At 71.1% G+C, this 25,440-nt stretch carries 26 protein-coding genes; 15 read left to right on the top strand and 11 right to left on the bottom strand.

Annotated features, from left to right (window positions below):
- Positions 1–87: 87 nt before the first annotated feature.
- Both PZB75_RS20605 and PZB75_RS20610 read right to left on the bottom strand, forming a co-directional pair.
- Positions 88–912 (bottom strand): purine-nucleoside phosphorylase, encoded by an 825-nt coding sequence (locus PZB75_RS20605; protein WP_275536766.1) that lies wholly within the window; start codon positions 910–912, stop codon positions 88–90.
- A gap of 172 nt (positions 913–1,084) precedes the next feature.
- Positions 1,085–1,522 (bottom strand): gamma-glutamylcyclotransferase, encoded by a 438-nt coding sequence (locus PZB75_RS20610; RefSeq protein ID WP_275536767.1) that lies wholly within the window; start codon positions 1,520–1,522, stop codon positions 1,085–1,087.
- Positions 1,523–1,817: 295 nt separating this feature from the next.
- Here PZB75_RS20610 and PZB75_RS20615 point away from each other — a divergent pair, with 295 nt between their 5' ends.
- From PZB75_RS20615 to PZB75_RS20625, 3 genes are all read left to right on the top strand, one after another.
- On the top strand, positions 1,818–3,257 hold the full coding sequence (locus tag PZB75_RS20615; RefSeq protein WP_275536768.1) for an NAD(P)H-quinone dehydrogenase: 1,440 nt from the start codon (positions 1,818–1,820) through the stop codon (positions 3,255–3,257).
- 184 nt (positions 3,258–3,441) lie between these two features.
- On the top strand, positions 3,442–4,410 hold the full coding sequence (locus PZB75_RS20620; RefSeq protein ID WP_275536769.1) for a DeoR/GlpR family DNA-binding transcription regulator: 969 nt from the start codon (positions 3,442–3,444) through the stop codon (positions 4,408–4,410).
- Between the two features lie 182 nt (positions 4,411–4,592).
- Complete coding sequence (locus tag PZB75_RS20625) at positions 4,593–5,129, top strand: SH3 domain-containing protein (protein WP_275536770.1); 537 nt, start codon at positions 4,593–4,595, stop codon at positions 5,127–5,129.
- Between the two features lie 419 nt (positions 5,130–5,548).
- On the opposite strand, the gene PZB75_RS20630 is transcribed toward PZB75_RS20625, so the two are convergent.
- The 6 genes from PZB75_RS20630 to PZB75_RS20655 all read right to left on the bottom strand — a co-directional run bounded on the left by PZB75_RS20630 (position 5,549) and on the right by PZB75_RS20655 (position 11,473).
- A complete protein-coding gene (locus PZB75_RS20630) occupies positions 5,549–6,154 on the bottom strand; it encodes a TetR/AcrR family transcriptional regulator (RefSeq protein ID WP_275536771.1) in 606 nt (201 codons plus the stop codon).
- A 168-nt stretch (positions 6,155–6,322) separates the two neighbouring features.
- Positions 6,323–8,077 carry a biotin carboxylase N-terminal domain-containing protein gene (locus tag PZB75_RS20635; protein ID WP_275536772.1) on the bottom strand — a complete coding sequence of 585 codons (1,755 nt, stop codon included), beginning with the start codon at positions 8,075–8,077 and terminating at the stop codon, positions 6,323–6,325.
- A gap of 456 nt (positions 8,078–8,533) precedes the next feature.
- Positions 8,534–9,145: a nucleoside triphosphate pyrophosphatase gene (locus PZB75_RS20640; RefSeq protein ID WP_275536773.1), complete on the bottom strand. Its 612-nt coding sequence runs from the start codon at positions 9,143–9,145 to the stop codon at positions 8,534–8,536.
- A 234-nt stretch (positions 9,146–9,379) separates the two neighbouring features.
- Positions 9,380–9,508, bottom strand: coding sequence for a hypothetical protein (locus tag PZB75_RS20645; protein ID WP_275536774.1), 129 nt, complete (start codon positions 9,506–9,508; stop codon positions 9,380–9,382).
- A gap of 151 nt (positions 9,509–9,659) precedes the next feature.
- Positions 9,660–9,866 (bottom strand): acyl-CoA carboxylase epsilon subunit, encoded by a 207-nt coding sequence (locus PZB75_RS20650; protein ID WP_275536775.1) that lies wholly within the window; start codon positions 9,864–9,866, stop codon positions 9,660–9,662.
- A 14-nt stretch (positions 9,867–9,880) separates the two neighbouring features.
- Positions 9,881–11,473, bottom strand: a complete 1,593-nt coding sequence (locus PZB75_RS20655) for an acyl-CoA carboxylase subunit beta (RefSeq protein WP_275536776.1) — start codon at positions 11,471–11,473, stop codon at positions 9,881–9,883.
- Positions 11,474–11,755: 282 nt separating this feature from the next.
- On the opposite strand from PZB75_RS20655, the gene PZB75_RS20660 reads away from it, so the two are divergent.
- The 10 genes from PZB75_RS20660 (at position 11,756) to hutH (ending at position 22,935) form a co-directional block, all read left to right on the top strand.
- The gene (locus tag PZB75_RS20660; protein WP_275536777.1) at positions 11,756–12,619 is read left to right on the top strand and encodes a biotin--[acetyl-CoA-carboxylase] ligase; all 864 of its coding nucleotides are present in this window, start codon (positions 11,756–11,758) and stop codon (positions 12,617–12,619) included.
- Positions 12,620–13,372: 753 nt separating this feature from the next.
- Positions 13,373–14,575, top strand: coding sequence for an adenylate/guanylate cyclase domain-containing protein (locus PZB75_RS20665; RefSeq protein ID WP_275536778.1), 1,203 nt, complete (start codon positions 13,373–13,375; stop codon positions 14,573–14,575).
- A gap of 313 nt (positions 14,576–14,888) precedes the next feature.
- Positions 14,889–15,479, top strand: a complete 591-nt coding sequence (locus tag PZB75_RS20670) for a GNAT family N-acetyltransferase (protein WP_275536779.1) — start codon at positions 14,889–14,891, stop codon at positions 15,477–15,479.
- Between the two features lie 43 nt (positions 15,480–15,522).
- Complete coding sequence (locus tag PZB75_RS20675) at positions 15,523–16,302, top strand: hypothetical protein (RefSeq protein WP_275536780.1); 780 nt, start codon at positions 15,523–15,525, stop codon at positions 16,300–16,302.
- Between the two features lie 92 nt (positions 16,303–16,394).
- A complete protein-coding gene (locus PZB75_RS20680) occupies positions 16,395–17,186 on the top strand; it encodes a class I SAM-dependent methyltransferase (protein WP_275536781.1) in 792 nt (263 codons plus the stop codon).
- A 248-nt stretch (positions 17,187–17,434) separates the two neighbouring features.
- A complete protein-coding gene (locus tag PZB75_RS20685; protein ID WP_275536782.1) occupies positions 17,435–18,253 on the top strand; it encodes an enoyl-CoA hydratase-related protein in 819 nt (272 codons plus the stop codon).
- A gap of 97 nt (positions 18,254–18,350) precedes the next feature.
- Entirely contained in the window at positions 18,351–19,520 is a 1,170-nt protein-coding gene (locus PZB75_RS20690; protein ID WP_275536783.1) for a GGDEF domain-containing protein, read from the top strand.
- Positions 19,521–19,745: 225 nt separating this feature from the next.
- Positions 19,746–20,645 carry an ABC transporter ATP-binding protein gene (locus PZB75_RS20695; RefSeq protein WP_275536784.1) on the top strand — a complete coding sequence of 300 codons (900 nt, stop codon included), beginning with the start codon at positions 19,746–19,748 and terminating at the stop codon, positions 20,643–20,645.
- Positions 20,642–21,292 (top strand): hypothetical protein, encoded by a 651-nt coding sequence (locus PZB75_RS20700; RefSeq protein WP_275536785.1) that lies wholly within the window; start codon positions 20,642–20,644, stop codon positions 21,290–21,292. The genes PZB75_RS20695 and PZB75_RS20700 overlap by 4 nt, the downstream gene beginning before the upstream one ends.
- 92 nt (positions 21,293–21,384) lie before the next feature.
- Positions 21,385–22,935, top strand: a complete 1,551-nt coding sequence (gene hutH, locus PZB75_RS20705; RefSeq protein WP_275536786.1) for a histidine ammonia-lyase — start codon at positions 21,385–21,387, stop codon at positions 22,933–22,935.
- A gap of 50 nt (positions 22,936–22,985) precedes the next feature.
- Here the strand turns inward: hutH and PZB75_RS20710 are convergent, their stop codons facing one another.
- Complete coding sequence (locus PZB75_RS20710) at positions 22,986–23,381, bottom strand: recombinase family protein (protein WP_275536787.1); 396 nt, start codon at positions 23,379–23,381, stop codon at positions 22,986–22,988.
- Positions 23,378–23,818 (bottom strand): ATP-binding protein, encoded by a 441-nt coding sequence (locus PZB75_RS20715; RefSeq protein WP_275536788.1) that lies wholly within the window; start codon positions 23,816–23,818, stop codon positions 23,378–23,380. The genes PZB75_RS20710 and PZB75_RS20715 overlap by 4 nt, the downstream gene beginning before the upstream one ends.
- A 209-nt stretch (positions 23,819–24,027) precedes the next feature.
- On the opposite strand from PZB75_RS20715, the gene PZB75_RS20720 reads away from it, so the two are divergent.
- Together PZB75_RS20720 and PZB75_RS20725 are read left to right on the top strand one after the other, a co-directional pair.
- Positions 24,028–24,888, top strand: a complete 861-nt coding sequence (locus PZB75_RS20720; RefSeq protein ID WP_275536789.1) for a helix-turn-helix transcriptional regulator — start codon at positions 24,028–24,030, stop codon at positions 24,886–24,888.
- A 3-nt stretch (positions 24,889–24,891) separates the two neighbouring features.
- Complete coding sequence (locus PZB75_RS20725; protein WP_275536790.1) at positions 24,892–25,107, top strand: DUF397 domain-containing protein; 216 nt, start codon at positions 24,892–24,894, stop codon at positions 25,105–25,107.
- 94 nt (positions 25,108–25,201) lie between these two features.
- On the opposite strand, the gene PZB75_RS20730 is transcribed toward PZB75_RS20725, so the two are convergent.
- Positions 25,202–25,345, bottom strand: a complete 144-nt coding sequence (locus PZB75_RS20730) for a hypothetical protein (protein ID WP_275538935.1) — start codon at positions 25,343–25,345, stop codon at positions 25,202–25,204.
- Positions 25,346–25,440 lie beyond the last annotated feature (95 nt).

The following is a 25,440-nucleotide window of genomic DNA, read 5'->3' on the forward strand; positions in this document are numbered from 1 at the left end:
GACGGACATGGCCGGGAAGCCCCAGGACGCGGTCGGACACGGCGTGGTCACGCGCGGTCGGGCACGGTCACGCGCGGTCGGGCGTGGTCAGATGCGGTCCAGCACGCGGGCCAGCAGCGACCCCATCCGGGCCGCCGAGTCGCGCCCCGCCTGGAGGACCTCCTCGTGGTTGAGGGGTTCGCCGGACAATCCGGCGGCCAGATTCGTCACCAGCGAGATGCCCAGCACCTCGGCGCCGGCCTCGCGGGCCGCGATGGCCTCCAGCACGGTGGACATGCCGACCAGGTCGCCGCCCATCGCCCTGACCATGCCGATCTCGGCCGGGGTCTCGTAGTGCGGGCCGGTGAACTGCACGTACACGCCCTCTTCGAGGCTGTCGTCGACCTCCCTGCACAGCGCGCGCAGCCGCGGCGAGTACAGGTCGGTCAGGTCGACGAAGTTGGCGCCGACGATCGGCGAGGTCGCCGTGAGGTTGATGTGGTCGCTGATCAGCACCGGCTGCCCGGGACGCATTCCCTCGCGCAGCCCGCCGCAGCCGTTGGTCAGCACGACGGTCCCGCAGCCCGCGGCCACGGCGGTGCGCACGCCGTGCGCGACGGCGGCCACCCCCCGGCCCTCGTAGTAGTGCGTGCGGCCGAGGAAGACCAGGACGCGCTTGGAGCCGATCCGGTACGAGCGGATCAGCCCGACGTGCCCTTCGACGGCGGGCGGGGGGAAGCCCGGGAGCGCGGTCACCGGGAACTCGGCCTCCGGGGTGCCGAGCGCGTCGCCCGCGGGCGCCCAGCCGGAGCCCATCACGAGAGCGACGTCGTGGGTCTCGACACCGGTCAGCTCGCGCAGGCGGGCGGCGGCGTCGGTGGCGGCGGCAAGCGGGTCGCCCTGGATGTTGTCCGGAATAACAGATGCGTTCACGCCGATGAGGGTAACCGCTGAAGCCCTACGCGCGTAGATGTTCAGGAGCAGAGCCTGGCCGAACATGTTCGTGCTTTCGCACACATCGTTCGCGCACACCGTTCGCACACGTCGAGGACCGGCGTGGCCGCGCACCGGCCCTACGGGACGGGTGGGAGCAGGGCGCCGACGCTCAGCAGGGGCGCTTGCGCAGCTCCATCGCGTAGTCGTGGGGCGCGCCCGCCGACTCCGCCGCGTCCGCGATCTCGCCCAGGTAGCGGGCGGACGGCAGCCCTCCCTCGTACCCGTTGAGCACGTACATCCAGGCCGGTTCCTCACCGTCCAGGGTGTGCACGCGTACCCGCATCCGCCGGTAGATGTCGAGGCCGACGCCCTCCCAGCGGTCCATGGAGTCCTCGTCCATCGGCGCGAGGTCGTACAGCGCCACGAAGACCTGTGAGCGGGGCGCCTCCACCACGGTGGCCAGCGCGCCTTCCCAGCCCATCTGCTCGCCCCCGAAGGTCAGCCGCCAGCCGTTGAGCCAGCCGGTGCCGCGCAGCGGGGAATGAGGGGCGCGGCGGGTCATCAGCCGCGCGTCGAGGTTGCCGGCGTACGCGGCGTAGAGCGACATGAGGTCGAGAGTACGGGAGGCGGCCCCGGGAGTGCCGATTCCTTTACCGAAGCCCTGGGACGGGAGTGAATCGGCGGAAGTCAGGTGCGCGCGGGCGCACGCCCCGGTGAGGGTATGCGGAGGGCGGGGGTCCGCCGCGCGGGAGGGTCCGGCCCCGTATGGAGGGCCCCGGGGCGAAGCCCGTCGGCGGGTGCGGGACAATGGAGTACGTACTGCATTCCCCCCGGGGCGACCCCCCGGACCCCCGGCCGGGGCGGCAGACGGCCGCGGGATGACAAACCGAGGCGGACTTTTCGTGACCCGGATCGTGATCATCGGCGGCGGACCAGGCGGGTACGAGGCGGCATTGGTGGGCGCCCAGCTCGGCGCGGAGGTGACCGTCGTCGACTGCGACGGCCTCGGCGGCGCGTCCGTACTCACCGACTGCGTACCCTCGAAGACCCTGATCGCGACGGCGGAGGTGATGACCACCTTCGACTCCTCGTACGAGGAGCTGGGCATCATCGTCGCGGACGACACACCCTCGATCGAGCAGGCGGCCCGGGTGGTCGGCGTCGACCTGGGCAAGGTCAACCGGCGGGTGAAGCGCCTGGCGCTCGCCCAGTCGCACGACATCACCGCGTCCGTCACCCGGGCCGGTGCCCGCGTGATGCGCGGTCGCGGCAGACTGTCCGGGCTCCAGGCGGCGGACGGCTCCCGCCAGGTCGTGGTGACCACGGCCGACGGTACGGAGGAGTCGCTGACCGCCGACGCGGTGCTCGTCGCGACCGGCGGGCACCCCAGGGAGATCCCCGACGCGCTCCCCGACGGCGAGCGCATCCTGAACTGGACCCAGGTCTACGACCTGGACGAGCTGCCCGAAGAGCTGATCGTGGTCGGTTCCGGTGTGACCGGCGCCGAGTTCGCCGGCGCGTACCAGGCGCTCGGGTCCCACGTCACCCTCGTCTCCTCCCGGGACCGGGTGCTGCCGGGCGAGGACCCGGACGCGGCGGCCGTGCTGGAGGACGTCTTCCGGCGTCGCGGCATGAACGTCATGGCCCGCTCCCGCGCCCAGTCCGCGAAGCGGGTCGGCGACCGGGTCGAGGTCACCCTCTCCGACGGCCGTGTCATCTCCGGCAGCCACTGCCTGATGGCGGTCGGCGCCATCCCGAACACCGCGGACATGGGGTTGGAGGAGGCAGGGGTACGGCTCAAGGAGTCGGGCCACATCCGTACCGACAAGGTCTCCAGGACCAGCGCCCCCGGCATCTACGCGGCGGGTGACGTCACCGGCATCTTCGCGCTGGCCTCGGTCGCCGCGATGCAGGGCCGGATCGCGATGTACCACTTCCTCGGTGACGCGGTGGCCCCGCTGAACCTCAAGACGGTCTCCTCGAACGTCTTCACCGACCCGGAGATCGCCACCGTCGGCTACAGCCAGGCGGACGTCGACGCGGGCCGGATCGACGCCCGGGTGGTGAAGCTGCCGCTGCTGCGCAACCCGCGCGCCAAGATGCAGGGCATCCGGGACGGTTTCGTCAAGATCTTCTGCCGGCCCGGCACCGGCACCGTGGTCGGCGGCTGTGTCGTGGCGCCGCGGGCGAGCGAACTCATCCATCCGATCTCGATCGCGGTCGACAACAGCCTGACGGTGGAACAGATCGCGAACGCCTTCACGGTGTACCCGTCCCTGTCGGGTTCGATCGCCGAAGTGGCACGGCAGTTGCACACCCGCAAGAGCGCCGACGAGGCCTAAAAAGCCGCGAACCGGGACAAGGGCATCGCTCACCGTCAACTCCGGTGGGTGTTCGGTCCGTACGGAACACCTCTCGCCAACAACGGGGCCGCCTATATCACTTGGCGGCCCCTTGTGTGCACAACTTCTGTTATTCGGCGCAAACTGCTGAAAACTGTCGAGCGGTCAGGTTACTGTCAGTTCCGTGTTCGCTGCAGAACGTCGTCAGTTGATCCTTGAAATGGTGCGCGCCAACGGGGCGGTATCGCTCCGTGAGCTCGCCCGCGTCGTCCAGACCTCCGAAGTGACCGTACGGCGGGACGTGCGGGCACTGGAGGCAGAAGGACTCCTCGACCGCCGGCACGGCGGTGCGGTCTTGCCGGGCGGTTTCACGCGGGAGTCCGGCTTCCCGCAGAAATCCCATCTCGCCACCGCGGAGAAGACGGCCATCGCCGATCTCGCCGCCGGTCTCGTCGAAGAGGGCGAGGCCATCGTGGTCGGCGCCGGTACGACCACGCAGGAGCTGGCCCGCCGGCTCGCGCGGGTCCCCGGTCTGACCGTCGTGACCAACTCGCTGCTGGTCGCCCAGGCGCTGGCCCACGCCAACCGGGTGGAGGTGGTGATGACCGGCGGCACGCTGCGCGGCTCCAACTACGCCCTGGTGGGCAGCGGCGCCGAACAGTCCCTTCAGGGGCTGCGGGTCTCCCGGGCGTTCCTCTCCGGGAGCGGGCTCACCGCGGAACGCGGACTGTCCACCTCCAACATGCTCTCGGCGAGCGTCGACCGGGCGCTGGTGCAGGCCGCCGCGGAGGTGGTGGTCCTGGCGGACCACACCAAGCTCGGCTCCGACACGATGTTCCAGACCGTGCCCACGGATCTGATCACCCGGCTCGTGACGGACGAGCCGCCCGGTCACGACGAACGCGCCGCCACCGAACTCCAGGCCCTGGCGGACCAGGGGATTCAGATCACGGTGGCGGGCTCGGGGGCGGGGGCCCCGGGCGGGGACACCGTCCCGCCGGGGAGGCCGCCCCGGCGCGAGATGCCGCTGCCGGGGCAGCGCCGCACCCATGGGGGTGGTGGTCCGGGCCCGCAGCTGCGCAGTGCGACCGCCTCCCTGGCGGACCAGATCCCGGCGGACCGCGCTCGGGTGGCCGACCTGCGCCGCCGCTGACCTCGTCCTCGAAGCCACGTCCGACGGACACGGGAGCGGTCAGGTCCGCCGCTCCGGTCGGACAAATAGCTGGTGTCACCTCGTTCGTTGCCTCGTCCGGGTGAGGATTCCTCGACGCTCTGGCGGGTCCGGTGCCGGCCGTGCCATAAGGGAGAAAACACCCAAGAACGAAAGAGGCAATCGTGAACAGGTCGCGCATCCAGCGTCAGGTCGCCACGACGCTCGCCGCACTCGTGATCGCCGGTGCGGGGGCCCTGGCCGCCACACCGGCCGTCGCCTCCACCGCCCCTGACACCATGTCGGGCACGCGCACGGCCCCGCTGCCGCAGCCCGTGCAGCCGGCCCCGCTCCACCAGCTCCCGCTCCACCAGGCCCCGCACCCGGCCGCGGTCCACCAGGCACCGCACCTGGCCCCGCTGCACCAAGCGCCGCAGACGGCCCCGCGGCCCCAGTCGCCCCAGGCCCCGCAAGCGGACCCGTCCGCGGCGTACGCCAAGGGCAAGGTCATCTCGAAGATCCCGCTCAATGTCCACTCGCGGCCGACCACCAGCTCCCCGGTCATCGGCACGATCCCTCCGGGCACGATCATCACCCTGGTCTGCAAGGTCCGTAGCGAGCGCGTCGACGGCAACGACATCTGGTACAAGCTCGGCGGCAGCCGGACCGGCTGGGTCACGGCCCGGTACGTCGAGAACCTCTCGCCGGTTCCGTACTGCTAGTGCCGCTCCCGGCGGGCTTTGCCCTGTCGCGCCGCCCAGCACTTCCCCGAGCTCTCGGCTCCGCTCGACCAGGGGAGGCCCCATCCTCACCGCGTTGGTCAAAAGCTCTGGTAGCTCCTCCCCCAAGGTCCTGAGGATCAGGGGGGACCCCCTTCAGGACTGCCGGTCGCCTTGCGATCGCACACACCGGACGACGCTCCTTGACGGACAAACAGCGCCGGTCACGGCACTAGCGCCGGAAGCGGCCCTGGCGTCATGACCGGCGATGCCTGCCCGGAGCGGCACCGGTAACGCTCCTGGCAGGCCGTGCCGGTCCATGGAACGGAGCAGTCGCCACACCCCGGAGGGGCCATGAACACCATTCATGGCCCCTTCCGCCTGCCCGCGCAGTGCCGCAAGGACCGTCGATCCCGGAAGCACTACCCCGCCGTCGGCGCCGCCGAGCCGGTGCGGAGGCCGTGGAGGGTCAGGGAGAGCAACCGGGTCGCCAGGGCCGGGTCGGAGGGGGACTGTTCGGCGGCCAGGGCGATGGCGTTCGTGAGTTGCAGCAGGTCGTCGATGGAGACGTCCTGGCGCACCGAGCCGCCGGCCTGGGCTCGTGCCAGGAGTCTCGCGCCCGCTTCGCGCAGCGGGACGTTGCAGTTGACCAGTGCCGAATCGGTGTCCCCGCAGGCCGACATGAGCGCCTGGGCGAGTCCACGGTAGGCGCCCGCGTGGGTGACGATCGCGCCCAGCCACTCCACCAGCGCCCGGCACGGTCTGGGTGCTTCCGCCAGGTCGTGGGAGCGGACCAGCAGGGCCGCCAGGGCGTCCTGGAAGACCGCGTTCATCAACGTGTGCCGGTTCGGGAAGTGCCGGTACAGCGTGCCGATGCCCACGCCCGCGCGGCGCGCGATGTCCTCCAGCGAGGCGTCGGTGCCGTGTTCCGCGAAGGCGGTACGGGCCTCGGCGAGCAGTCGGTCGTAGTTGCGACGCGCGTCGGCGCGCATCGGCCGGGCCGGCGTCGGTGCCGTGCTGGTCGCCATCGCGCAGTCCTCCCTGTCTCCGTCCCCGGGCTCCAGGATGCCACCGGACGGGAGCGGGGGCGGACCACGCTGCTGAGGGAGGGGCGGAACACGGACGGGGGCCCGCCGCCGGAGGTGGTGACACTTCCGGCGGCGGGCCCTCGGCAGTACGAACTACGGGGAAGGAGGTCAGTCCTTGATCTCGCAGATGACCGCGCCCGACGAGACGGAGCCGCCCACTTCGGCGGTGAGGCCCTTGACGGTGCCCGCGCGGTGGGCGTTGAGGGGCTGCTCCATCTTCATGGCTTCCAGGACGACGACGAGGTCGCCCTCCTGGACCTGCTGGCCCTCCTCGACGGCGATCTTGACGATGGTGCCCTGCATGGGGGAGGCCAGGGTGTCGCCGGAGACCGCCGAGCCCGCCTTCTTCGCCGCGCGGCGCTTGGGCCTGGCACCGGCCGCGAGACCGGTGCGGGCCAGGGACATCCCCAGCGAGGAGGGCAGGGAGACCTCAAGACGCTTGCCGCCGACCTCGACGATGACGGTCTCGCGGCCGGTCTCCTCGTCGCCGTCCGCGTCCGCGGGGGCGGCGAAGGGCTTGATGGTGTTGACGAACTCGGTCTCGATCCACCGGGTGTGGATTCGGAACGGGTCGGCGGTGAACGCGGGGTCGACGACGACGGCCCGGTGGAAGGGGATGGCGGTGGCCATGCCCTCGACCTGGAACTCCGCCAGTGCGCGGGCGGCGCGCTCCAGGGCCTGTCGGCGGGTGGCCCCGGTGACGACGAGCTTGGCGAGGAGGGAGTCCCAGGCGGGGCCGATGACGCTGCCCGACTCGACACCCGCGTCGAGACGGACGCCGGGGCCGCTGGGGGTACGGAAGGCGGTGACGGTGCCGGGGGCGGGCAGGAAGCCGCGCCCGGGGTCCTCGCCGTTGATGCGGAACTCGAAGGAGTGGCCGCGCACGGCGGGGTCGTCGTAGCCGAGTTCCTCGCCGTCGGCGATGCGGAACATCTCGCGGACCAGGTCGATGCCGGTGACCTCTTCGGTGACCGGGTGTTCGACCTGGAGGCGGGTGTTGACCTCAAGGAAGGAGATGGTGCCGTCCAGGCCGACGAGGAATTCGACCGTGCCCGCGCCGACGTATCCGGCCTCCTTGAGGATGGCCTTGGACGCCGCGTACAGCTCGGCGTTCTGTTCCTGGGTCAGGAACGGGGCGGGGGCTTCCTCGACGAGCTTCTGGTGGCGGCGCTGGAGCGAGCAGTCGCGGGTGGAGACGACGACGACGTTGCCGTGGGTGTCGGCCAGGCACTGCGTCTCGACGTGGCGCGGCTTGTCGAGGTAGCGCTCCACGAAGCACTCGCCGCGGCCGAAGGCGGCGACGGCCTCGCGGACCGCGGAGTCGTACAGCTCGGGGATCTCTTCGAGGGTACGGGCGACCTTCAGGCCGCGTCCGCCGCCGCCGAAGGCCGCCTTGATCGCGATCGGGAGGCCGTTCTGCTCGGCGAACGCCACGACCTCCCCCGACCCGGAGACCGGGTCGGGCGTCCCCGCGACGAGCGGGGCGCCGGCGCGCTGGGCGATGTGGCGGGCCGCGACCTTGTCACCCAGGTCGCGGATGGCCTGGGGCGGCGGACCGATCCAGGTGAGTCCGGCGTCGATGACGGCCTGGGCGAACTCGGCGTTCTCGGAGAGAAAGCCGTAGCCGGGGTGGATGGCGTCGGCCCCCGAGTCCTTGGCCGCCTGGAGCACCTTGGCCATGTCCAGATAGCTGGCGGCCGGGGTGTCACCGCCCAGGGCGAACGCCTCGTCTGCCGCGCGGACGTGCAGGGCGTCCCGGTCCGGGTCGGCGTAGACGGCTACGCTCGCGATCCCGGCGTCCCGGCAGGCCCGGGCAACGCGGACAGCGATTTCGCCACGGTTGGCGATGAGCACCTTGCGCACGATGGCTCCCTCCTTGGAACAAGCTGAGTTTAGGGACTGTCGACACGGCCCTACGACCCGTCCCCAGAGGTGAGCTTGCCCACACGGAGCGTGATTCGAGGCCCGCTCAAGTCGCAAAATCCTTGTCGCACCACGGTACGTCGGGATCTCTGACCGCACAGTAGCCACAAGGTGTGGCTCAGATCTCTGTGAATACGGGCAGTCGCTTCCGCCGATTCTTTGTGGGGTTCCTATGAACCGGCGAGCGATTCTTTGCCCGCCGGGCGCCCGGCCGGGAAGGGGCGCGCCCGGAGCACGGGTCCGCCGCGCCTCCGACGGGCGTCCGGAGGCCGCACGCGGGGTTCGGGTGCGGGTCCCGACGTTCGCGCGCGGGGGTCCCACGCCAGGTCCGCCGCGTGCGGGAGAGGACCGGCCGAGGGGCTCTCGGCCCGGCAGCCCGGCGGAACTCTCAGCCCCTCAGACCCACAGGTCCGTCACGGAGATCTCCAGCTCGCCCAGCAGGCGGCGCAGCAGCGGCAACGAGAGCCCGATGACGTTTCCGTGGTCGCCCTCGATGGAGTCGACGAACGGGGCCGAGCGGCCGTCCAGCGTGAACGCGCCCGCGACGTGCAGAGGTTCGCCCGAGGCGACGTAGGCGGCGATCTCGGCGTCCGTCGGCTCGCCGAAGTGGACCGTGGTGGACGCGGTCGCGGAGGCGGTGCGCCCGTCGGCGGTGTCGATCAGGCTGTGGCCGGTGCGCAGCACTCCGGCCCGGCCGCGCATGGACGTCCAGCGGGCGGTGGCCTCCTGGGCGTCGGCGGGCTTGCCGAGCGCTTCCCCGTCGAGCTCCAGGACCGAGTCGCAGCCGATGACGAGCGCGCCCGCGGCCTCGGGGCGCGCGGCGACCGCGGCGGCCTTGGCACGGGCCAGCACGAGGGCCAGTTCGGTGGGGTTGGCGGCGGACAGCGCGTCCTCGTCCACTCCGCTGACGATCACCTCGGGGGCGAGGCCGGCCTGGCGCAGCAGACCGAGACGGGCGGGGGAGGCGGAGGCGAGCACGAGACGCCGCTGATCAGTCATGCGGGCCATCGTAGAAGGCATCCGGGGGACCGGTGGGCGCGCGGTGGCACGGGCAGCCGGACGGATGGCTCGGGCCGGACAGACGGTCGGGCCGGACAGACGGTCGGGCCGGGCGGCCGACGGACCGGAGGCCGAGGAGCGGTCCGCTCAGCGGAGTCCCGGGGCCGGGCTGCCCGGTGGGGCCTCAGGGGAGTCCGCTCGGCCGGGCCCAGCGGGAGCGTTCGGCCGGGCCCCAGGGGGTGCTCAGCGGAGCCCCAGGACGAACATCGCGATCACCATGGCGAGCGCGAGCAGCGACCCCGCGCGCCGCAGCATGTCCTCGGCGTCGCGCAGTTCCTTCGGCGGCTTGTTCTCGGGATCGGACCACAGCATGTTTCCGATGGTGCGGCGACGGACCGCCGTACGCCTGAGTACGGGTACTCAGGAGTACGGGGCCCTTCGCGTTCCCCTGTTCGAGCCGACGATCGTCATGCGACATCAGTGCGATGAACGGTCCCGGAACGTCCCTCGGAAGGGGCGCCGGTCATCCGGGCCAGTACGTCCGGGCCCACGCCCGTGGGCCCGGACGCGGGCGGCCCGCGCGGGCGATCCGGGCCGGGTCGGACCACTGCTCGGCGGGGGCCGGTGCGCCGGACGACACGGCGGCCGTCGCCGCGGCGCGCGCCCGGACCACCGCCAGCGCGGCGGCCAGCTCCTCCGGGGTCGGGTTGCCCCGTACGACCTTGATCATGGCCAACGCCCTTTCTAGAGGGGGATGTTGCCGTGCTTCTTCGGGGGCAGCGACTCGCGCTTCGTACGCAGCTGGCGCAGGCCCTTGACCAGGTGGGCCCGGGTGTCGGACGGCATGATCACCGCGTCGACGTATCCGCGCTCGGCCGCCACGTACGGATTGAGCAGCGTCTTCTCGTAGTCGTCGATCAGCTCGGCGCGGGTGGCCTCGGCCTCGTCCGGGTCGGCGACCGCGGCGATCGTGCGGCGGTGCAGGATGTTCACCGCTCCCTGCGCCCCCATCACCGCGATCTGCGCGGTCGGCCACGCCAGGTTGATGTCCGCGCCGAGGTGCTTGGAGCCCATGACGTCGTACGCGCCGCCGAACGCCTTGCGGGTGATCACCGTGATCAGCGGGACGGTCGCCTCCGCGTACGCGAAGATCAGCTTGGCGCCTCGCCGGATGATGCCGCCGTACTCCTGGTCCACGCCCGGCAGGAAGCCCGGCACGTCGACGAAGGTCAGCACCGGGATGTTGAACGCGTCGCAGGTGCGGACGAAACGCGCCGCCTTCTCCGACGCGTTGATGTCCAGACAACCGGCGAACTGGAGGGGCTGGTTGGCGACGATGCCGACCGGGTAGCCCTCGACCCGGCCGAAGCCGGTGAGGATGTTCGGCGCGAACAGGGCCTGGGTCTCCAGGAATTCGCCGTCGTCCAGCACGTGTTCGATGGCTGTGTGCATGTCGTACGGCTGGTTCGCCGAGTCCGGGATGAGGCTGTCGAGCGCGCGGTCCTCGTCGGTCGCCGTCAGGTCCGACTCCTCCGGGAACGCGGGTGCCTCGGAGAGGTTGTTCGAAGGGAGGTACGACAGCAGCGACTTGACGTACTCGATGGCGTCCTTCTCGTCCCCCGCCATGTGGTGCGCGACGCCGGACGTGGTGTTGTGCGTACGGGCTCCGCCCAGCTCCTCGAAGCCGACGTCCTCGCCGGTCACCGTCTTGATGACGTCGGGACCCGTGATGAACATGTGCGAGGTCTGGTCGACCATCACCGTGAAGTCGGTGATCGCGGGGGAGTAGACCGCGCCGCCCGCGCACGGTCCGACGATCAGCGAGATCTGCGGCACGACACCCGAGGCGTGCACATTGCGGCGGAAGATCTCCGCGAACAGGCCGAGCGCGACCACACCCTCCTGGATGCGGGCGCCGCCGCCGTCGTTGATGCCGATGATCGGGCAGCCGGTCTTCAGCGCGAAGTCCATCACCTTGACGATCTTCTCGCCGTAGACCTCGCCGAGCGAGCCGCCGAAGATGGTGAAGTCCTGCGAGTACACGCAGACGGGACGGCCGTCGACCGTGCCGTAGCCGGTCACGACACCGTCCCCGTACGGGCGGTTCTTCTCGATGCCGAAGTTGGTGGAGCGGTGCCGGGCGAATTCGTCCAGCTCCACGAAGGAATCCTCGTCGAGCAGCAGACCGATCCGTTCCCGGGCGGTCAACTTGCCCTTGGCGTGCTGCTTTTCGATGGCGCGTGCGGAACCCGCGTGGGTCGCCTCGTCGATCCGGCGTCGCAGGTCCGCGAGCTTTCCGGCGGTGGTGCGGGTGTCGATCTCTTCCGGCTCGGACATCGGGTGGCGGCTCCCTGCCTGGTCACGGGGACGACTGAGCACTCTGTGCTCGGAGGGCTGCCGAGACGGCGGTCGCGCGGCCCTGACGTCCGAGCGGCCGCGGAAACGGCTACTGATCCGTAGGGTATCGGCGCCGATACCGTTCGGCAGTGCGTCGTTGGCCACACCCAGGACCCCTCATCCGGATCACACCGGGCTCGCGGGGCCGGGCACCGCTCCTGATCCGGGTCGCTCCGATTCCCTGGTCCGGGCCGCTCCGGGCGGAGACCTAGGGTGGTTCGCATGACGCCTCCGGACGCATCCCACAACCGCTGGTCGGACCTGGACCGGCCGCCCCTCGACGTGCCCGCGCTGCGGCGCGGCCTGCTGCGGCCCGGCTCTCTGTGGACCTCGCTCGACGTGGTCGGAACGACCGGCTCCACCAACTCCGACCTCGTGGCGCGGGCCGACGCGCTCGGCGAGGGGGCCGTGCTGGTCGCGGAGGAGCAGACCGCCGGCCGGGGCCGACTGGACCGGGCCTGGTCGGCGCCGCCGCGCTCGGGCCTGTTCTTCTCCGTCCATCTGGTCCCGGACGGCGTCCCGGCCGAGCGCTGGGGCTGGCTGCCGCTGCTCGCCGGGGTCGCCACCGCGACCGGGCTGGCCAGGGCGGCGGGCGTGGACACCGCCCTGAAGTGGCCCAACGACCTGCTGGTCACGGTGGACGGGGTGGAGCGCAAGGCGGGCGGGATGCTCGCCGAACGGGCCGGGGACGGGGTGGTCGTCGGCATCGGCATCAACGTGTCCCTCCGCGAGGACGAGCTGCCCGTGCCGACCGCCGCCTCACTGGCACTCGCCGGGGCGGTCTCCACCGACCGCCTGACGCTGCTGCGGGGCGTGCTGCGGTCCCTGGAGCACTGGTACGGGAAGTGGCGCGACGCGGCGGGGGACGCCACGGCCTCCGGACTCCAGGAGGCGTACACGGCGGGCTGCGCGACGCTGGGGCGGCGGGTACGGGCGGAGCTGCCCGGTGACCGCGCGCTCGTCGGCGAGGCGGTCGCGATCGACGGCGACGGACGGCTCGTCCTCTCGACGGACGACGGACTCAGGGCACCGATCTCGGCGGGCGACATCGTGCATCTGCGGGGCGCGGCGGGCGGCCTGAGCTGAGCGTTCCGGCGGCTGGGACGGGCGGTCCGAGCTGAGCGTTCCGCAGGGTGACGGGCGGTCTGGGCGGAGAGTTCCCGGGGTGTGACGCGGGGCCCGGACCGGGCGTGTCCGCGGGTGTGACGGGCGGGCCCGGGGGTGGGGCGCGTCCGCGTGCGTCGCGGAGGTCCGGGGCACGTGTGTCGGGCGGTCCGGGCGGAGTGTGCCGGCGGTGCGTCGGGCGGGCCAGGGGTGGCATGCGTCCGCGTGCGTCGCGGAGGTCCGGGGCACGTGTGTCGGGCGGTCCGGGCGGAGTGTGCCGGCGGTGCGTCGGGCGGGCCAGGGGTGGCATGCGTCCGTGTGCGTCGCATGAGGTCCGGGGCACGTGTGTCGGGCGGTCCGGGCGGAGTGCGCCGGCGGTGCGTCGGGCGGGCCAGGGGCGGCATGGGTCCGCGTGCGTCGCGGAGGTCCGGGGCACGTGTGTCGGGCGGTCCGGGGCGGCGGGCCGGCGCCCGGCGGGGGAGCCGCACCGGTCCCGGCCGCGTTCCCGTACGCCGTGCTCGCGCGGGAACCGCATCGAGCCTGCGGGTATTGCCGTACGCCGTCCTCCCGGTACCGCACCGCGCCCGGCGACGCTCCCGTACGCCGCGCGACCGGGTGGTGCGCGAAGGCGCCGGTTGACCGAGGACGTGAGCCAGGGCACACCTGCCGTATCGTTGAGGCGATCCAGCGACAGATCGGCAGGGCAGTGCGCAGGGAACGGGCAGGAGGCGGCTGGTGACCGTCGACGACACGACGTCCGGCGCGGGCGAACAGCCCCCGTCCGACCCCTCGGTCCACTCCACGCCGCATCACGAAGTCGATCACACGGCGGAGCCCACCGACGACCCCCTCGCCATCCGGCTGGAACAGCTGATCCTGGGGGCCGACCGCCGCTACACGCCGTTCCAGGCCGCCCGCACGGCCGGGGTCTCGATGGACCTGGCGTCGCGGTTCTGGCGGGCCATGGGCTTCGCCGACATCGGCCAGGCCAAGGCGCTCACCGAGGCGGACGTCCTGGCGCTGCGGCGCCTGGCCGGGCTGGTCGAGGCCGGGCTGCTCAGCGAGCCGATGGCGATCCAGGTCGCCCGGTCCACCGGGCAGACCACCGCCCGGCTGGCGGAGTGGCAGATCGATTCCTTCCTGGCGGGGCTGACCGAGCCGCCCGAGCCGGGCATGACACGCACCGAGGTCACGTACCCGCTGGTCGAGCTGTTGCTGCCGGAGCTCCAGGAGTTCCTGGTGTATGTGTGGCGGCGGCAGCTCGCCGCCGCGACCGGCCGGGTCGTGCAGGCGGCGGACGACGAGGAGATGGTCGACCGCAGGCTCGCCGTCGGCTTCGCCGATCTGGTCGGCTTCACCCGGCTGACCAGGCGGCTTGAGGAGGAGGAGCTGGGCGAGCTGGTCGAGTCGTTCGAGACGACCTGCGCCGATCTGGTCGCCGCGCACGGCGGCCGGCTGATCAAGACGCTCGGCGACGAGGTCCTGTTCGCCGCCGACGACGCGGGCACCGCCGCCGAGATCGCGCTGCGGCTGATCGAGGCGATGGCCCAGGACGACATGATGCCCGAGCTGCGCGTCGGCATCGCGTTCGGCACGGTCACGACCCGGATGGGCGATGTCTTCGGTACGACGGTGAACCTCGCCAGCCGGCTCACCTCCATAGCGCCGAAGGACGCGGTGCTGGTGGACGGCGCGTTCGCCGAGGAGCTGACCCGGACCGGAGACGCCCCGGCCTCCGAGGCGCAGGCGGCGGAGGCCGCCGCGGCGGCCAGGAAGGCCCGGGAGGCGAGAGAGGCCGGGCTCACCGACGGCCAGGAGGGTGACGTACCGGCGCCCGAGCCCCGGTACCGGTACGGCTTGCAGCCGATGTGGCAGCGGCCGGTGCGCGGGCTGGGCGTCGTGGAGCCCTGGCTCCTGGCCCGCCGGGTCACGCCGTAGGGCCTGTATCGAAAAGGGTGGCTCACCCGCACGGATTCCGGCGGCCGGTATCTCTCCGAAGATCGACGCCATGAGCTGTCGCCGGAAATCTGGATCAACAGGCACGCACCCCTTTTGGACATTCTGAGCCGGGAGCCATTTCGCCCCTTGCATGCGGTAAGGGGCGGCTGCCAGACTTCAGCCGTGAAACCGGTCTGACGTCCCTTGCCGCAGGGTTGTTGCACATCACCGAACGGCGGAGAATTTCCCCCACGGATTCTTCGCAACGTTATGGGCGGAAGCGTCTGCCCTCACCGTGCAGCTTGGATCTCTCATGCGCATCATGCCAGATCTCCATATTCGCTTTCTCGATGCGAGCGTGCCACCGTCCTGGCTGGAAGAACTACGGCAGTTCCGTGCGCGGGTCCTCTGGGAGGACGGTCGGAGACCGGAATTCCGGGATGCCGGCGATCGATTCGTGGACGCCGATCCGCACGACCTGACCGCGTACCACTTCATCATGCGCGATCAGTCGGACCGAATGGTTGGGTGTCTGCGCCTCGCACTGCTGGAAAGAATTCTCGCCACCAGCCAGAGCCTCTACATCGATCCTTGTACAGGTGAACTGACCATGGAACGCTACGGCTGTTCCCCTGGGCAGGTGTACGAGTTGGGCCGTTTCGTCATGGACCCCGCCTGGCAGCGGAAAGGTCTGGGAGGAGTCCTCCTCCGGGCTGCGGCAGCCCTGGGGCACGAGACCGAACGCCGACTCATATGGGCAATCGCCGGAACCCGGGACGGGCAGGAAAGGGTCTTTCGGCGCTGCGGCTGGGAACGCGTCACGGAAAAGCCGACCACGATACCCCGGTACGACGACGAAGTGCATCTGGTCGCCACTTCCACCCGGCCCCGGCACCAGATCTGATCGAACACCGACCGAAACCAAGGAACAAGGAAGGGAAACAGTCGTGACCACAGCAGAGGAATCAGCCGTGACCAAGGAAGAACTCGTGACCAAGGGGGAACTGTTCGAACGCTACGAGATCGCCCTGGCCGCGACCCGCACGGAGTTCGAGAACAGCCCGGACATCAAGTTCCTCCTCGACCCCTCGACCCCGGACGACCTGTTCCACCTGTGGAACCTGCGCTGGACCGCGCACGGCGTCCGGATGACGGAACAGGTCGAGTCCTGGATCGCCCTGGCCGGGCGGCGCTCCACCGACGTCGGACTCCCCGAACTCGGCCGGGCGCTGGCCGCACACGCCAGGGCCGAGGCTGGGCACGAAAAGCTGATGATGGAGGACGCCCGCGCCCTGGCCGAGAAGTGGAACGAGCGTGCCAAGGTCCCGATCGACGTCGAGCGGCTGATCGCCAGTGGACCCCTGTATTCCACCCGGAAATACATCGCCATGCACGAAGAGGTCATCGGCGGTGTCAGGCCCTACCTCCAGATCGGCATAGAGTACGAGATCGAAAGGTTCTCGGTCGTGGTCCTCCCCGGAATCCTCGAACGCTGCCGGAAGGCCCTGGGGGAGAACGGCTTCACCTTCATCGCCGAGCACGTGGAGATCGACCAGGGGCACACCGCGTTCAATGAACGGCAGCTCACCAATCTCCTCACGCTCGCCGACGCGAACCTCGTCCCGCTCGTCGAGACCGGACGCTGGGCCCTGCGCTCCTACTACCCGTTCATCTCCGAATGTCTGCAATTGGCGAAGCGTGACCTGGAGCGCGAGAAGAACGCGTAACCGTGCGCGCGTTATGGCGGCTGCCGGGCATCATCCTGCGTGAAAGGCTCACTCCTGCGGGGAAACGCGCCCGTTTGCCGGAACCCATGGTCATGGACGACCCCGAGTCGGTCAGCCAGTATGACCAGGGCGGCGCCACGGGGCACTACTTCCGCGCGGTCTACGACCTCAATGCCCGTGCGCTCAGCGCGCTGCTCCCGCCGGGAGGGAGCCTGCTCGATTTCGGGACAGGATCGGGGCGGGCCCTGCAACACCTCCTGCGGGGCAGACCGGACATCAAGGTCACCGGAATCGATCTCTCCCCGGTCATGCTGGCGGCGGCGCGGGCCACCGGTGCGGGGGATTCCTCCTTCTCCTCCTTCGGTTCGGTCGAATTCGTCGAGGCCGACATCACCAGCCTTCCGCCCGACATCGTCGACCGGCCGTGGGACGCCGTGTCGTGCTTATGGACTCTTCACCAACTGCCCGGTACCGACATGCTCGTCTCCGCACTGAGGCAGATGGAGAGGGTGCGTCGGCACTGCGGGGCCGCGCTGTGGATTCTCGATTTTCAGCGGCTGAGAAATCCCGCCACCATGCCCGCGCTCCTCGACACCCTGGAACCCGTCTATCCGCCCCGGCTTCGCGCGGACGGCATCGCCAGCGAAGCCGCCGCCTTCCGGCACAGCGAACTCCGTGCGGCGCTCACCACCGCGGGACTCGCCGATATGCGCTCCAGTACCTCTCGTCCCCTTCCGCATCTCCAGTCGTTCTGGGCGCCGCCCGCACCGCCTTTCCCGAGCGACCGGAAGGCGCAGCGGTGGCAGTTGGAAGACCTCACCGGTAGGGCGCGTACCGACGCCCGGCTCCTGCACCGGCGCTTCGGTCACCCCGGAACCCTCTGAACGACCCTCTGAACAGCGCGGACGCCGGGACCGGCACGGAGCGGAAGCACCGTGCCCGGCCCCGGCGTCCGCGTGTCCGCCGTCCGCGCGTTTGGCCTCGGCGTTCCGCGTGTCCGGTCCCCTCGGACGTGTCCGCGCCTTCCGCTCCGGCGTGAGTCGGCGAGACCGTCCCTTCCGCCCCCGGTGGGGCCACCCCCTACGATCCCTCCAGTAACGCTCGTTAACTCGTCAACCGGAGGGGTCCCACCATGACGGTCACGTCGGAGCAGAGGTTCGGGGAATTCGTCGTCGTACGGCGGCACGACGACGCCGGACTGGAGCACGTCGCCGAACTGGTGCTCGACCGGCCCGGGGCGATGAACGCCGTGTCCACCGAGATGGCCCGTTCCATCGCCGCCGCCTGCGACGCGCTCGCCGCGGACTCCGGTGTACGGGTCACCGTCCTGACCTCCACGCATGAGCGGGCCTTCTGCGTGGGCGCCGACCTGAAGGAGCGCAACTCCTTCAGCGACGCCGATCTGGAGCGTCAGCGGCCGGTCGCCCGTGCCGCCTACGCCGGCGTGCTCGAACTGCCGATGCCCACGATCGCCGCCGTGCACGGCTTCGCGCTCGGCGGCGGTTACGAGCTGGCGCTCGCCTGCGATCTGATCGTCGCCGACCACACGGCCGTCGTCGGGCTGCCCGAGGTGTCGGTCGGTGTCATCCCGGGCGGCGGCGGTACGCAACTGCTGCCGCGCCGGGTCGGCGCGGCACGCGCCGCCGAGCTGGTGTTCTCCGCGCGCCGGGTGGAGGGACCCGAGGCATGGCGGCTGGGGATGGTGGACACGCTGGCGGAGAAGGGCCAGGACCGGGCCGAGGCGCTGGCCCTGGCGCGCGGTATCGCCGCCAACTCACCGGTCGGTCTGCGGGCCGCCAAGCGCGCCATGCGGTCGGCGTACGGGACGGATCTGCGGGCAGGACTCGAAGTGGAGGACGCGGCCTGGCGCTCGGTCGCCTTCTCCCGGGACCGGGCCGAGGGCGTCGCCGCGTTCAACGAGAAGCGGAAGCCGCAGTGGCCCGGCGAGTGACAACGGGGCGGGTCCATGTGTGGTGAAACCACCGAGCCAGATCACCGAGCAGGTCCATTAATTGATCAAATACGACAAACCTACTTAAGCTGTGCCGATGGGTGGTGAAGAGGCTCGGCTCCAGGCCGTGGTGTCGCTGGCACAGGCGATGGCCGCGGCCCAGACGCCGCGCGACTGTTGGCGGGCCGCCGCGCTGGGAGCCCGTGATGCCCTGGGTGGCAGCTTCGCCGCGCTCTCCGTGTGGGAACGGGAGCGGGGCAGGCTGCGGGTCCTGGTCAACGCGGGGGAGCGGGCCGAGGGGGAGGAGGAGTTCCCCGAGTCGGAGACGTATCCGGTCCATGAGTTCCCCGAGATCGCCCAGTTCCTGCACGAGCGCTGGGCGGGGGGCGGTGAACCGGACGCCTGGGTGGAGACCGCGGACGGGGCCGAGCGGGACGCGGCGGGCACCCGTCCCGCGCACGGCTCGCGCCCGTACTGCCACCAGCGGGTCACCGCCCTGCGTCGGCGTGGGCGCGGCTGCTGTGTGGTCGCGCCGGTCGTGCTGCACGGGCGGGCCTGGGGCGAGCTGTACGTGGCCCGGCCGGTGGGCGCGCCCGTGTTCGGGAGGGCGGACGCCGACTTCGCGACGGTGCTGGCCGCCGTCGTCGCGGCCGGGGTCATCCAGACGCGGCGCCTGGAGGAGGTCCGCAAGCTCGCCTTCACCGACCCGCTGACCGGCCTCGCGAACCGCCGGGCCGTCGACGCCCGGCTCGACGAGGCGGTGGAGGCCCACCGGGCCGACGGCACGGTGGTCAGCCTGATGGTCTGCGACCTCAACGGCCTGAAGCGGGTCAACGACACCCACGGCCATGAGGTGGGCGACCGTCTGCTGGAACGTTTCGGCTCGGTGCTCTCGCTGTGCGGGGCGATACTGCCCGACACCCTCGTGGCACGACTGGGCGGCGACGAGTTCTGTCTGCTCGCGGTCGGCCCGGAGGCGGACGCGGTGGTCCGGGTGGCCACGGAGGTCTGCGCCCGCGCGGCCGGTCTTGAGTTCGGCGACGGGGTCGCCTGCGGGGTCGCGTCGACCGGTGACCCGATCGGCCCCGTGCACTCCGCGCGCCGGCTGTTCCGGCTCGCGGACGCCGCCCAGTACCGGGCGAAGGCGTCGCGCTCCACCCGCCCGGTGATCGCGGGGCGGGACGGCGAGGTCGTCCGCCTGGCGGATTCCCCGCCGAAGTCCGCCCACGACCGCCGCCGGCTGCGGGGCAACCGTCCGAAGCGCTGAGCGGCCGTCCGGCCCGGTGCGGCGACGGGGGCCGGACCGCCCGGTCATCGGCCGTGGGCCCCAGCCTCCGGCCGTGGGTCCCAGCCTCCGGCCGGAGCCTCCGGATTCAGCCGTGAGCCTCAGGTTCCGGCCGCCGGTTTCACGCTCCCGCCGATGCCGGTGAGTCCGGTTGTCCTACTGTGATCGGCGGGTCACTGGCCCGTCGGCCGGGTTCGAGGGGGTCATATGCGGTTCGAGTCGGTCAGCCTGCGGTACACGCGTCGGGGCCCGTACGTGCTCGACGGCATCGGGCTCGACCTGGCGCCCGGCACGATCACCGCGGTGGTGGGCGGCAACGGCTGCGGCAAGTCGTCCCTTCTGAAGGTGGCCGCCGGCCTGGTCCGGCCGACGGCGGGCAGCGTCCGGCACCGGCCGCCCAGGATCGGTTACGTACCCGAACGCCTGCCGTCGACCATGCGGCTCTCCGCCCGCGCCTACCTCCTCCACATGGGGCGCGTCCAAGGGCTGGGGACCCGGGCGGCGGACCGCCGCGGCGGCGAACTCCTGGACCGGCTGCGCGTCGAAGGCGACATCGACGCACCGATCAGCACCCTGTCCAAGGGCAATGCCCAGAAGGTGGCCCTCGCGCAGGCGATGCTCGCCGATCCGCGCCTCCTGGTCCTCGACGAACCGTGGTCGGGCCTGGACACTCCGACCCACCGGATTCTCATGGAGTGCCTGTCCGAACAGCGGGCGGCGGGCGTGACCGTCCTGCTCACCGAACACCGGCCGGGCACGGTCGCCGCGAGTGCGGACGCCGTCCACCGCCTGCACCGAGGCCGGCTCATCGAGCAGCGCCCCGTACCGGCCGACCCGGACGGTTTCGACCTCACCCTCGGTACGCCCCCGACCGCCGAGGATTCACGGGCGACCGAGGACGCGCTCGGCCGCCTGCCCGGCGTCAGCCGCGTACACGCCGACCGGGGGCGCGTCCGCCTGCGTACCACCGAGACCCACCGTGACGCGGTTCTCCTCACGGTCCTGCGACAGGGGTACACCGTGCTCACCGTCCATGCCGCCCCGCCCGGCGAAGCACAGGCGGGGGACGCGGACGCGGTGGCCGACCCGCCGGGGGAGTCCCGGTGACCGCCGTCGCCCGCTACGCGCTCGCGGACTATCTGCGCTCCCAGCGGTTCCTGCCCCCACTGGTGACCTACCTCGCCTTCCTCGCGATCTTCTACGCGTTCGAGGGCCCGGTCCTGCCCGGTTACGGCGCGGGGGCGGCGACCCTGCTCCCGGTCGCCGTGTGGCTGACCCTCGGCCTGCACAACACCGAGGACCGCCTCCAGGCCCTGGTCACCGCGGTGAACGCGGGCGGTCACCGGCGCGCGCTGTTCGGCAAGACGTACGCCGCCCTCGTCTGTGTGCTCGTCCTGACCGCCGTCGCCCTCCTCTGGCCCGCCCTCTCCGCCGCCCACCTGCCCGCACCCGCCGACCTGGCCGTCGGCGTCTGCGCCCATCTGATCTGTGGGCTGACGGGCATCGCCCTCGGCACCTGCTGTGTCCGCCCGCTCGTCGAACGGCAGGGATACGCCTTCGCCGCGGCCGCGCTTCTCAGCCTGATCGCCCTGGTCGGCCGATGGGTCACTCCCGTCAACGAGACCGTCCGTGTGCTCAGCGACGCCCCGCCGCGTCCGCCCGCCGCCGAACTGCTCCTGTTGGCGGCCTGGGCGGTGGCCATGCTCCTGGGCCTGACACTCCTGACCGCACGCCTGGGACAGCGGCGCCGCTGAGACCCGGCCCGCTTCCGCACGTCCGGGCCGGTAAGGGGTCCGGACCGAAGTCAGTGGTGACATGTGGAGATTCAGTCCGTACGCTTCTGAATATGGATATGCATACAGTCGTGGTGGGGACGTCCGGTACCACCGCCGAGGACGTCATCGCCGTGGCCCGGGGCAACGCCCGCGTCGAGCTCTCAGAAGCCGCCGTGCGGGCGCTCGCCGCCGCCCGGGAGATCGTGGACGCGCTCGCCGCCAAGCCCGAACCGGTCTACGGCGTCTCCACCGGCTTCGGTGCCCTCGCCAGCCGCCACATCAGCCCCGACCTGCGGGCCCAGCTCCAGCGCAACATCGTGCGCTCGCACGCCGCGGGCATGGGCCCGCACGTCGAGCGCGAGGTCGTCCGCGCCCTGATGTTCCTGCGCCTGAAGACCGTCGCGTCCGGCCACACCGGCGTACGCCCCGAGGTCGCGCAGACCATGGCCGACGTGCTCAACGCGGGCATCACCCCCGTCGTGCACGAGTACGGTTCGCTCGGCTGCTCCGGCGACCTCGCCCCGCTCAGCCACTGCGCCCTGACCCTGATGGGCGAGGGCGACGCCGAGGGCCCCGACGGCACGGTCCGCCCGGCCGGCGAACTGCTCGCCGCCCACGGCATCACCCCCGTCGAACTGCGCGAGAAGGAGGGCCTGGCCCTCCTCAACGGCACCGACGGGATGCTCGGGATGCTCGTCATGGCCCTCGCCGACCTGCGCAACCTCTACACCTCCGCCGACATCACCGCCGCCCTCTCGCTGGAGGCGCTGCTCGGCACCGAGAAGGTCCTCGCCCCCGAGCTGCACGCCATCCGCCCCCACCCCGGCCAGGGCGTCAGCGCCGACAACATGCTGCGGGTGCTCGCCGGATCGGGCCTCACCGGTCACCTCCAGGACGACGAACCCCGCGTCCAGGACGCGTACTCGGTGCGCTGCGCCCCGCAGGTCGCGGGCGCCGGACGGGACACCCTCGCGCACGCCCGGCTCGTCGCGGACCGCGAGCTGGCCGCCGCCGTCGACAACCCGGTGGTCCTCCCGGACGGCCGGGTCGAGTCGAACGGCAACTTCCACGGCGCGCCCGTCGCGTACGTGCTCGACTTCCTGGCGATCGTCGCCGCCGACCTCGGCTCGATCACCGAACGCCGCACCGACCGGCTCCTCGACAAGAACCGCTCGCACGGGCTGCCGCCGTTCCTCGCCGACGACGCCGGGGTCGACTCCGGTCTGATGATCGCCCAGTACACGCAGGCCGCGCTGGTCAGCGAGATGAAGCGGCTCGCGGTCCCGGCGTCGGCCGACTCCATCCCGTCCTCCGCGATGCAGGAGGACCACGTGTCCATGGGCTGGTCGGCCGCGCGCAAGCTGCGCACCGCCGTCACCGGCCTCGCCCGGATCATCGCCGTCGAGCTGTACGCGTCGACCCGCGCCATCGAACTCCGCGCCGCCCAGGGCCTCACCCCGGCGCCCGCCTCGCTGGCCGCCATCGAGGCGTTGCGCGCGGCCGGTGTGGAGGGACCGGGCCCCGACCGCTTCCTCTCGCCGGACCTGGCCGCCGCCGACGCCTTCGTACGGGAAGGGAAGCTGGTCGCGGCCGTCGAGCCGGTGACCGGGCCACTGGGCTGACCGCTGGACCGGGCCCCGGGTGACCTGAGAGGACGCCCGGGGGGCGGGCGTCACCCGGCCGGAGGCCGCGCGGTGGCGCACGCCGGGCAGGCCGCATCGGGACGGTCCTGATCCTCGTCGACGGCGTGCACCTCCGTACCGAAGGAGGTTTCGAGCCGTTCGAGCAGTATTTCCCGTACGACCCGGTTCTCGGCGAGGTGGCGCAGGGACGGTACGAGCACGACGCGCGTCCCCGTACGCCGGACCGCCTCCGTCAGCTCCTCGAACGCGTCCAGTGAGCCGGTCACGAACTCGTGGTAGATCGCGGTGAGTTGAAGTCCGCGCGCCTCGGCGAAGCGCTTCATGTCCTGCTCCAGCGCGTACGCCCGGCGGTCCTCCGCCTCGGAGAGGACGCGGAGGTATCCGAAGGCCAGCGGCTGTCGGCGGGGGTCCGTACCGTCGTTCATGGCCTGTCTCCGGTAAGGGGGGCGTCCACGGGGACGGAACCGAGCCGCATCTCGAACCACACGTCCTTGCCGATGACCCGCCGGACCACGCCCCAGCGGTGCGACAGCGCGGCGACCAGGGCGAGGCCGCGGCCGCCTTCGGACAGCTCGTCGAACGGGGCGGCGGCGGGCAGGCGCGGTATTCCGGTGGCCGAGTCACGCACCTCCACCCGCAAGCGCCCGTCGTACAGGCGGTAGGTCACCCGGACGCGGCTCCCTCGGCCGGCCCGGCCGTGGATCACGGCATTGCTCACCAACTCGGACACCGCCGACTCCACGGAGTCCGTTACCTCGGGCAGTCCCCACTCGTTGGACAACTCCCGAGCTCTGGCGCGGGCGGCTTTTACGGCGGGGCGGTAGCGGCGGTAGTGCACCTGTTCCATTCTGCGAACAGCCATGCGTGCCCCCTTAGTTCGGGTGGGTGTGGCCATGCCGTGCACCATGCTTACTGAGGTCTGAGTCACACGTTGTCACGGTAGGTACTATCCACCGTAGATAACCCACAGTGTCAAGTCCCCACTATGAGTGTGATGAAAGGCTTGTTGCTCTCGTAGGTGGGGACCGGCACACTTGACCTGCGAGAAGCAGGTAGGAAGGCGGCGCGAGCGTGCCCATCAACAGCAATCCGACGATCCGTCAGCGACGGCTGGCGCGGCGGCTTCGCGAGCTGCGGACAGCTGCCGGACTGACGCACGCCGACGCCGCGCAGGTGCTCGGCTCGGCCGAATCGAAGGTCGGACGTATCGAGAACGGGCAGTCGGGCATCAGGCTGCCCGACCTCCGCGCGCTCATGGACGCCTACGGCGTGACCATCCCCGCCACGCGGAAGGAGATCGAACAGCTCTCGCGCGAGGCGAAGCAGAAGGGCTGGTGGTCGCACTACACCAACGCGGTCGACTCGGCATATGCCGCGTATGTCGCCGTCGAATGGGACGCGGCCGAACTCTACGACGTGGAGACCAGCTTGGTGCCGGGGCTGTTGCAGACGCCTGCATACACCAGGGCGTTGATCGAGTTGCAAGCACCCGATTCCACCACGGAGCACGTCGAGACGCAGATCAATGTGCGGTCCGAGCGCCGGAAGATTCTGACGCGTGAGAATCCGCTTCAGCTGTGGGTCATCCTGGCGGAAAGTGCACTCCACCATCGGGTCGGTAGTTCCAAAGTGATGAAGGCGCAGCTGGAGGCGTTGATCGAGGACAGTCGGCAGCCGAACGTCCAGCTCCAGGTGCTGCCTCGGGAAGACCCCATGAACGCGTGCCTGTTCGGCCCCTTCGTCATCATGAGCTTCCCGACCTCGGTGGAGACCGACATCATCTACACGGAATCGCCCACCAGCACCGTGTATTACGAGGAGGCGGCCGACGTGGAGACGTACACGACGTTGTTCCGACGCCTCAACATGGCCGCAGCAAACGTCAGTAAATCGCGGGCGCTCATCATGGACGCCATAAAGGAAGTGGAATAGGCGATGAAGCCGTACATCGAGTCCGCATCGGCCGCTGGGCTGGAATGGGTCAAGTCCTCGTACTCAGGAAACAACGGCAACTGCACCGAAGTGGCCGCGCTGCCCGACGGTGACCGTGCCGTACGCGACAGCAAGCGCCCCGAAGGCCCCGTGCTGAGGTTCGGTTCCGCCGGGTTCCGGGCGTTCCTGGACGGTGTGGTGGACGGCTCGTTCCGCTGACGGTGGACCGTGGTCCGGTCGGGCGGCTCGGCGGGTCAGGAGGGGCGTTCGGCGCGTGGTCCGCGTCGGGCGCCCCTCCTTGTTCCGCCTGCGCTCAGGTGGCGTCCACCTGAGCGATCACTGGCTCCGAAACGCCGCTCTGCTCGTCCGTCGCGTTCGCCGAGGGGACGAACCAGAGGGCACAGAGCAGGATGGCCGCGGCAGTCGCGGTCAGCAGCGGGCGACGGGCGACAGACACAGATTCGATCCCCTTGTGACAACCGTGAGTTAGCCGTGTTGGGGCGATGCTAGGCAACGCGGTGGGCTGGTGGAAAGTCGCGGGGACGAGGAGCT

This window comes from Streptomyces sp. AM 4-1-1, from assembly GCF_029167625.1.
Classification (GTDB): Bacteria; Actinomycetota; Actinomycetes; order Streptomycetales; family Streptomycetaceae; genus Streptomyces.

Coding starts and splice junctions, on each gene's coding strand:
- PZB75_RS20715 (WP_275536788.1), bottom strand. CDS start 23,818: ATGGCTGTTCGCAGAATGGAACAGGTGCACTACCGCCGCTACCGCCCC.
- PZB75_RS20725 (WP_275536790.1), top strand. CDS start 24,892: ATGAAGCCGTACATCGAGTCCGCATCGGCCGCTGGGCTGGAATGGGTC.
- PZB75_RS20660 (WP_275536777.1), top strand. CDS start 11,756: ATGACGCCTCCGGACGCATCCCACAACCGCTGGTCGGACCTGGACCGG.
- PZB75_RS20710 (WP_275536787.1), bottom strand. CDS start 23,381: ATGAACGACGGTACGGACCCCCGCCGACAGCCGCTGGCCTTCGGATAC.
- hutH (WP_275536786.1), top strand. CDS start 21,385: ATGGATATGCATACAGTCGTGGTGGGGACGTCCGGTACCACCGCCGAG.
- PZB75_RS20690 (WP_275536783.1), top strand. CDS start 18,351: ATGGGTGGTGAAGAGGCTCGGCTCCAGGCCGTGGTGTCGCTGGCACAG.
- PZB75_RS20640 (WP_275536773.1), bottom strand. CDS start 9,145: ATGGCCCGCATGACTGATCAGCGGCGTCTCGTGCTCGCCTCCGCCTCC.
- PZB75_RS20645 (WP_275536774.1), bottom strand. CDS start 9,508: ATGCTGTGGTCCGATCCCGAGAACAAGCCGCCGAAGGAACTGCGCGAC.
- PZB75_RS20685 (WP_275536782.1), top strand. CDS start 17,435: ATGACGGTCACGTCGGAGCAGAGGTTCGGGGAATTCGTCGTCGTACGG.
- PZB75_RS20680 (WP_275536781.1), top strand. CDS start 16,395: ATGGACGACCCCGAGTCGGTCAGCCAGTATGACCAGGGCGGCGCCACG.
- PZB75_RS20655 (WP_275536776.1), bottom strand. CDS start 11,473: ATGTCCGAGCCGGAAGAGATCGACACCCGCACCACCGCCGGAAAGCTC.
- PZB75_RS20695 (WP_275536784.1), top strand. CDS start 19,746: ATGCGGTTCGAGTCGGTCAGCCTGCGGTACACGCGTCGGGGCCCGTAC.
- PZB75_RS20630 (WP_275536771.1), bottom strand. CDS start 6,154: ATGGCGACCAGCACGGCACCGACGCCGGCCCGGCCGATGCGCGCCGAC.
- PZB75_RS20670 (WP_275536779.1), top strand. CDS start 14,889: ATGCGCATCATGCCAGATCTCCATATTCGCTTTCTCGATGCGAGCGTG.
- PZB75_RS20650 (WP_275536775.1), bottom strand. CDS start 9,866: ATGATCAAGGTCGTACGGGGCAACCCGACCCCGGAGGAGCTGGCCGCC.
- PZB75_RS20610 (WP_275536767.1), bottom strand. CDS start 1,522: ATGTCGCTCTACGCCGCGTACGCCGGCAACCTCGACGCGCGGCTGATG.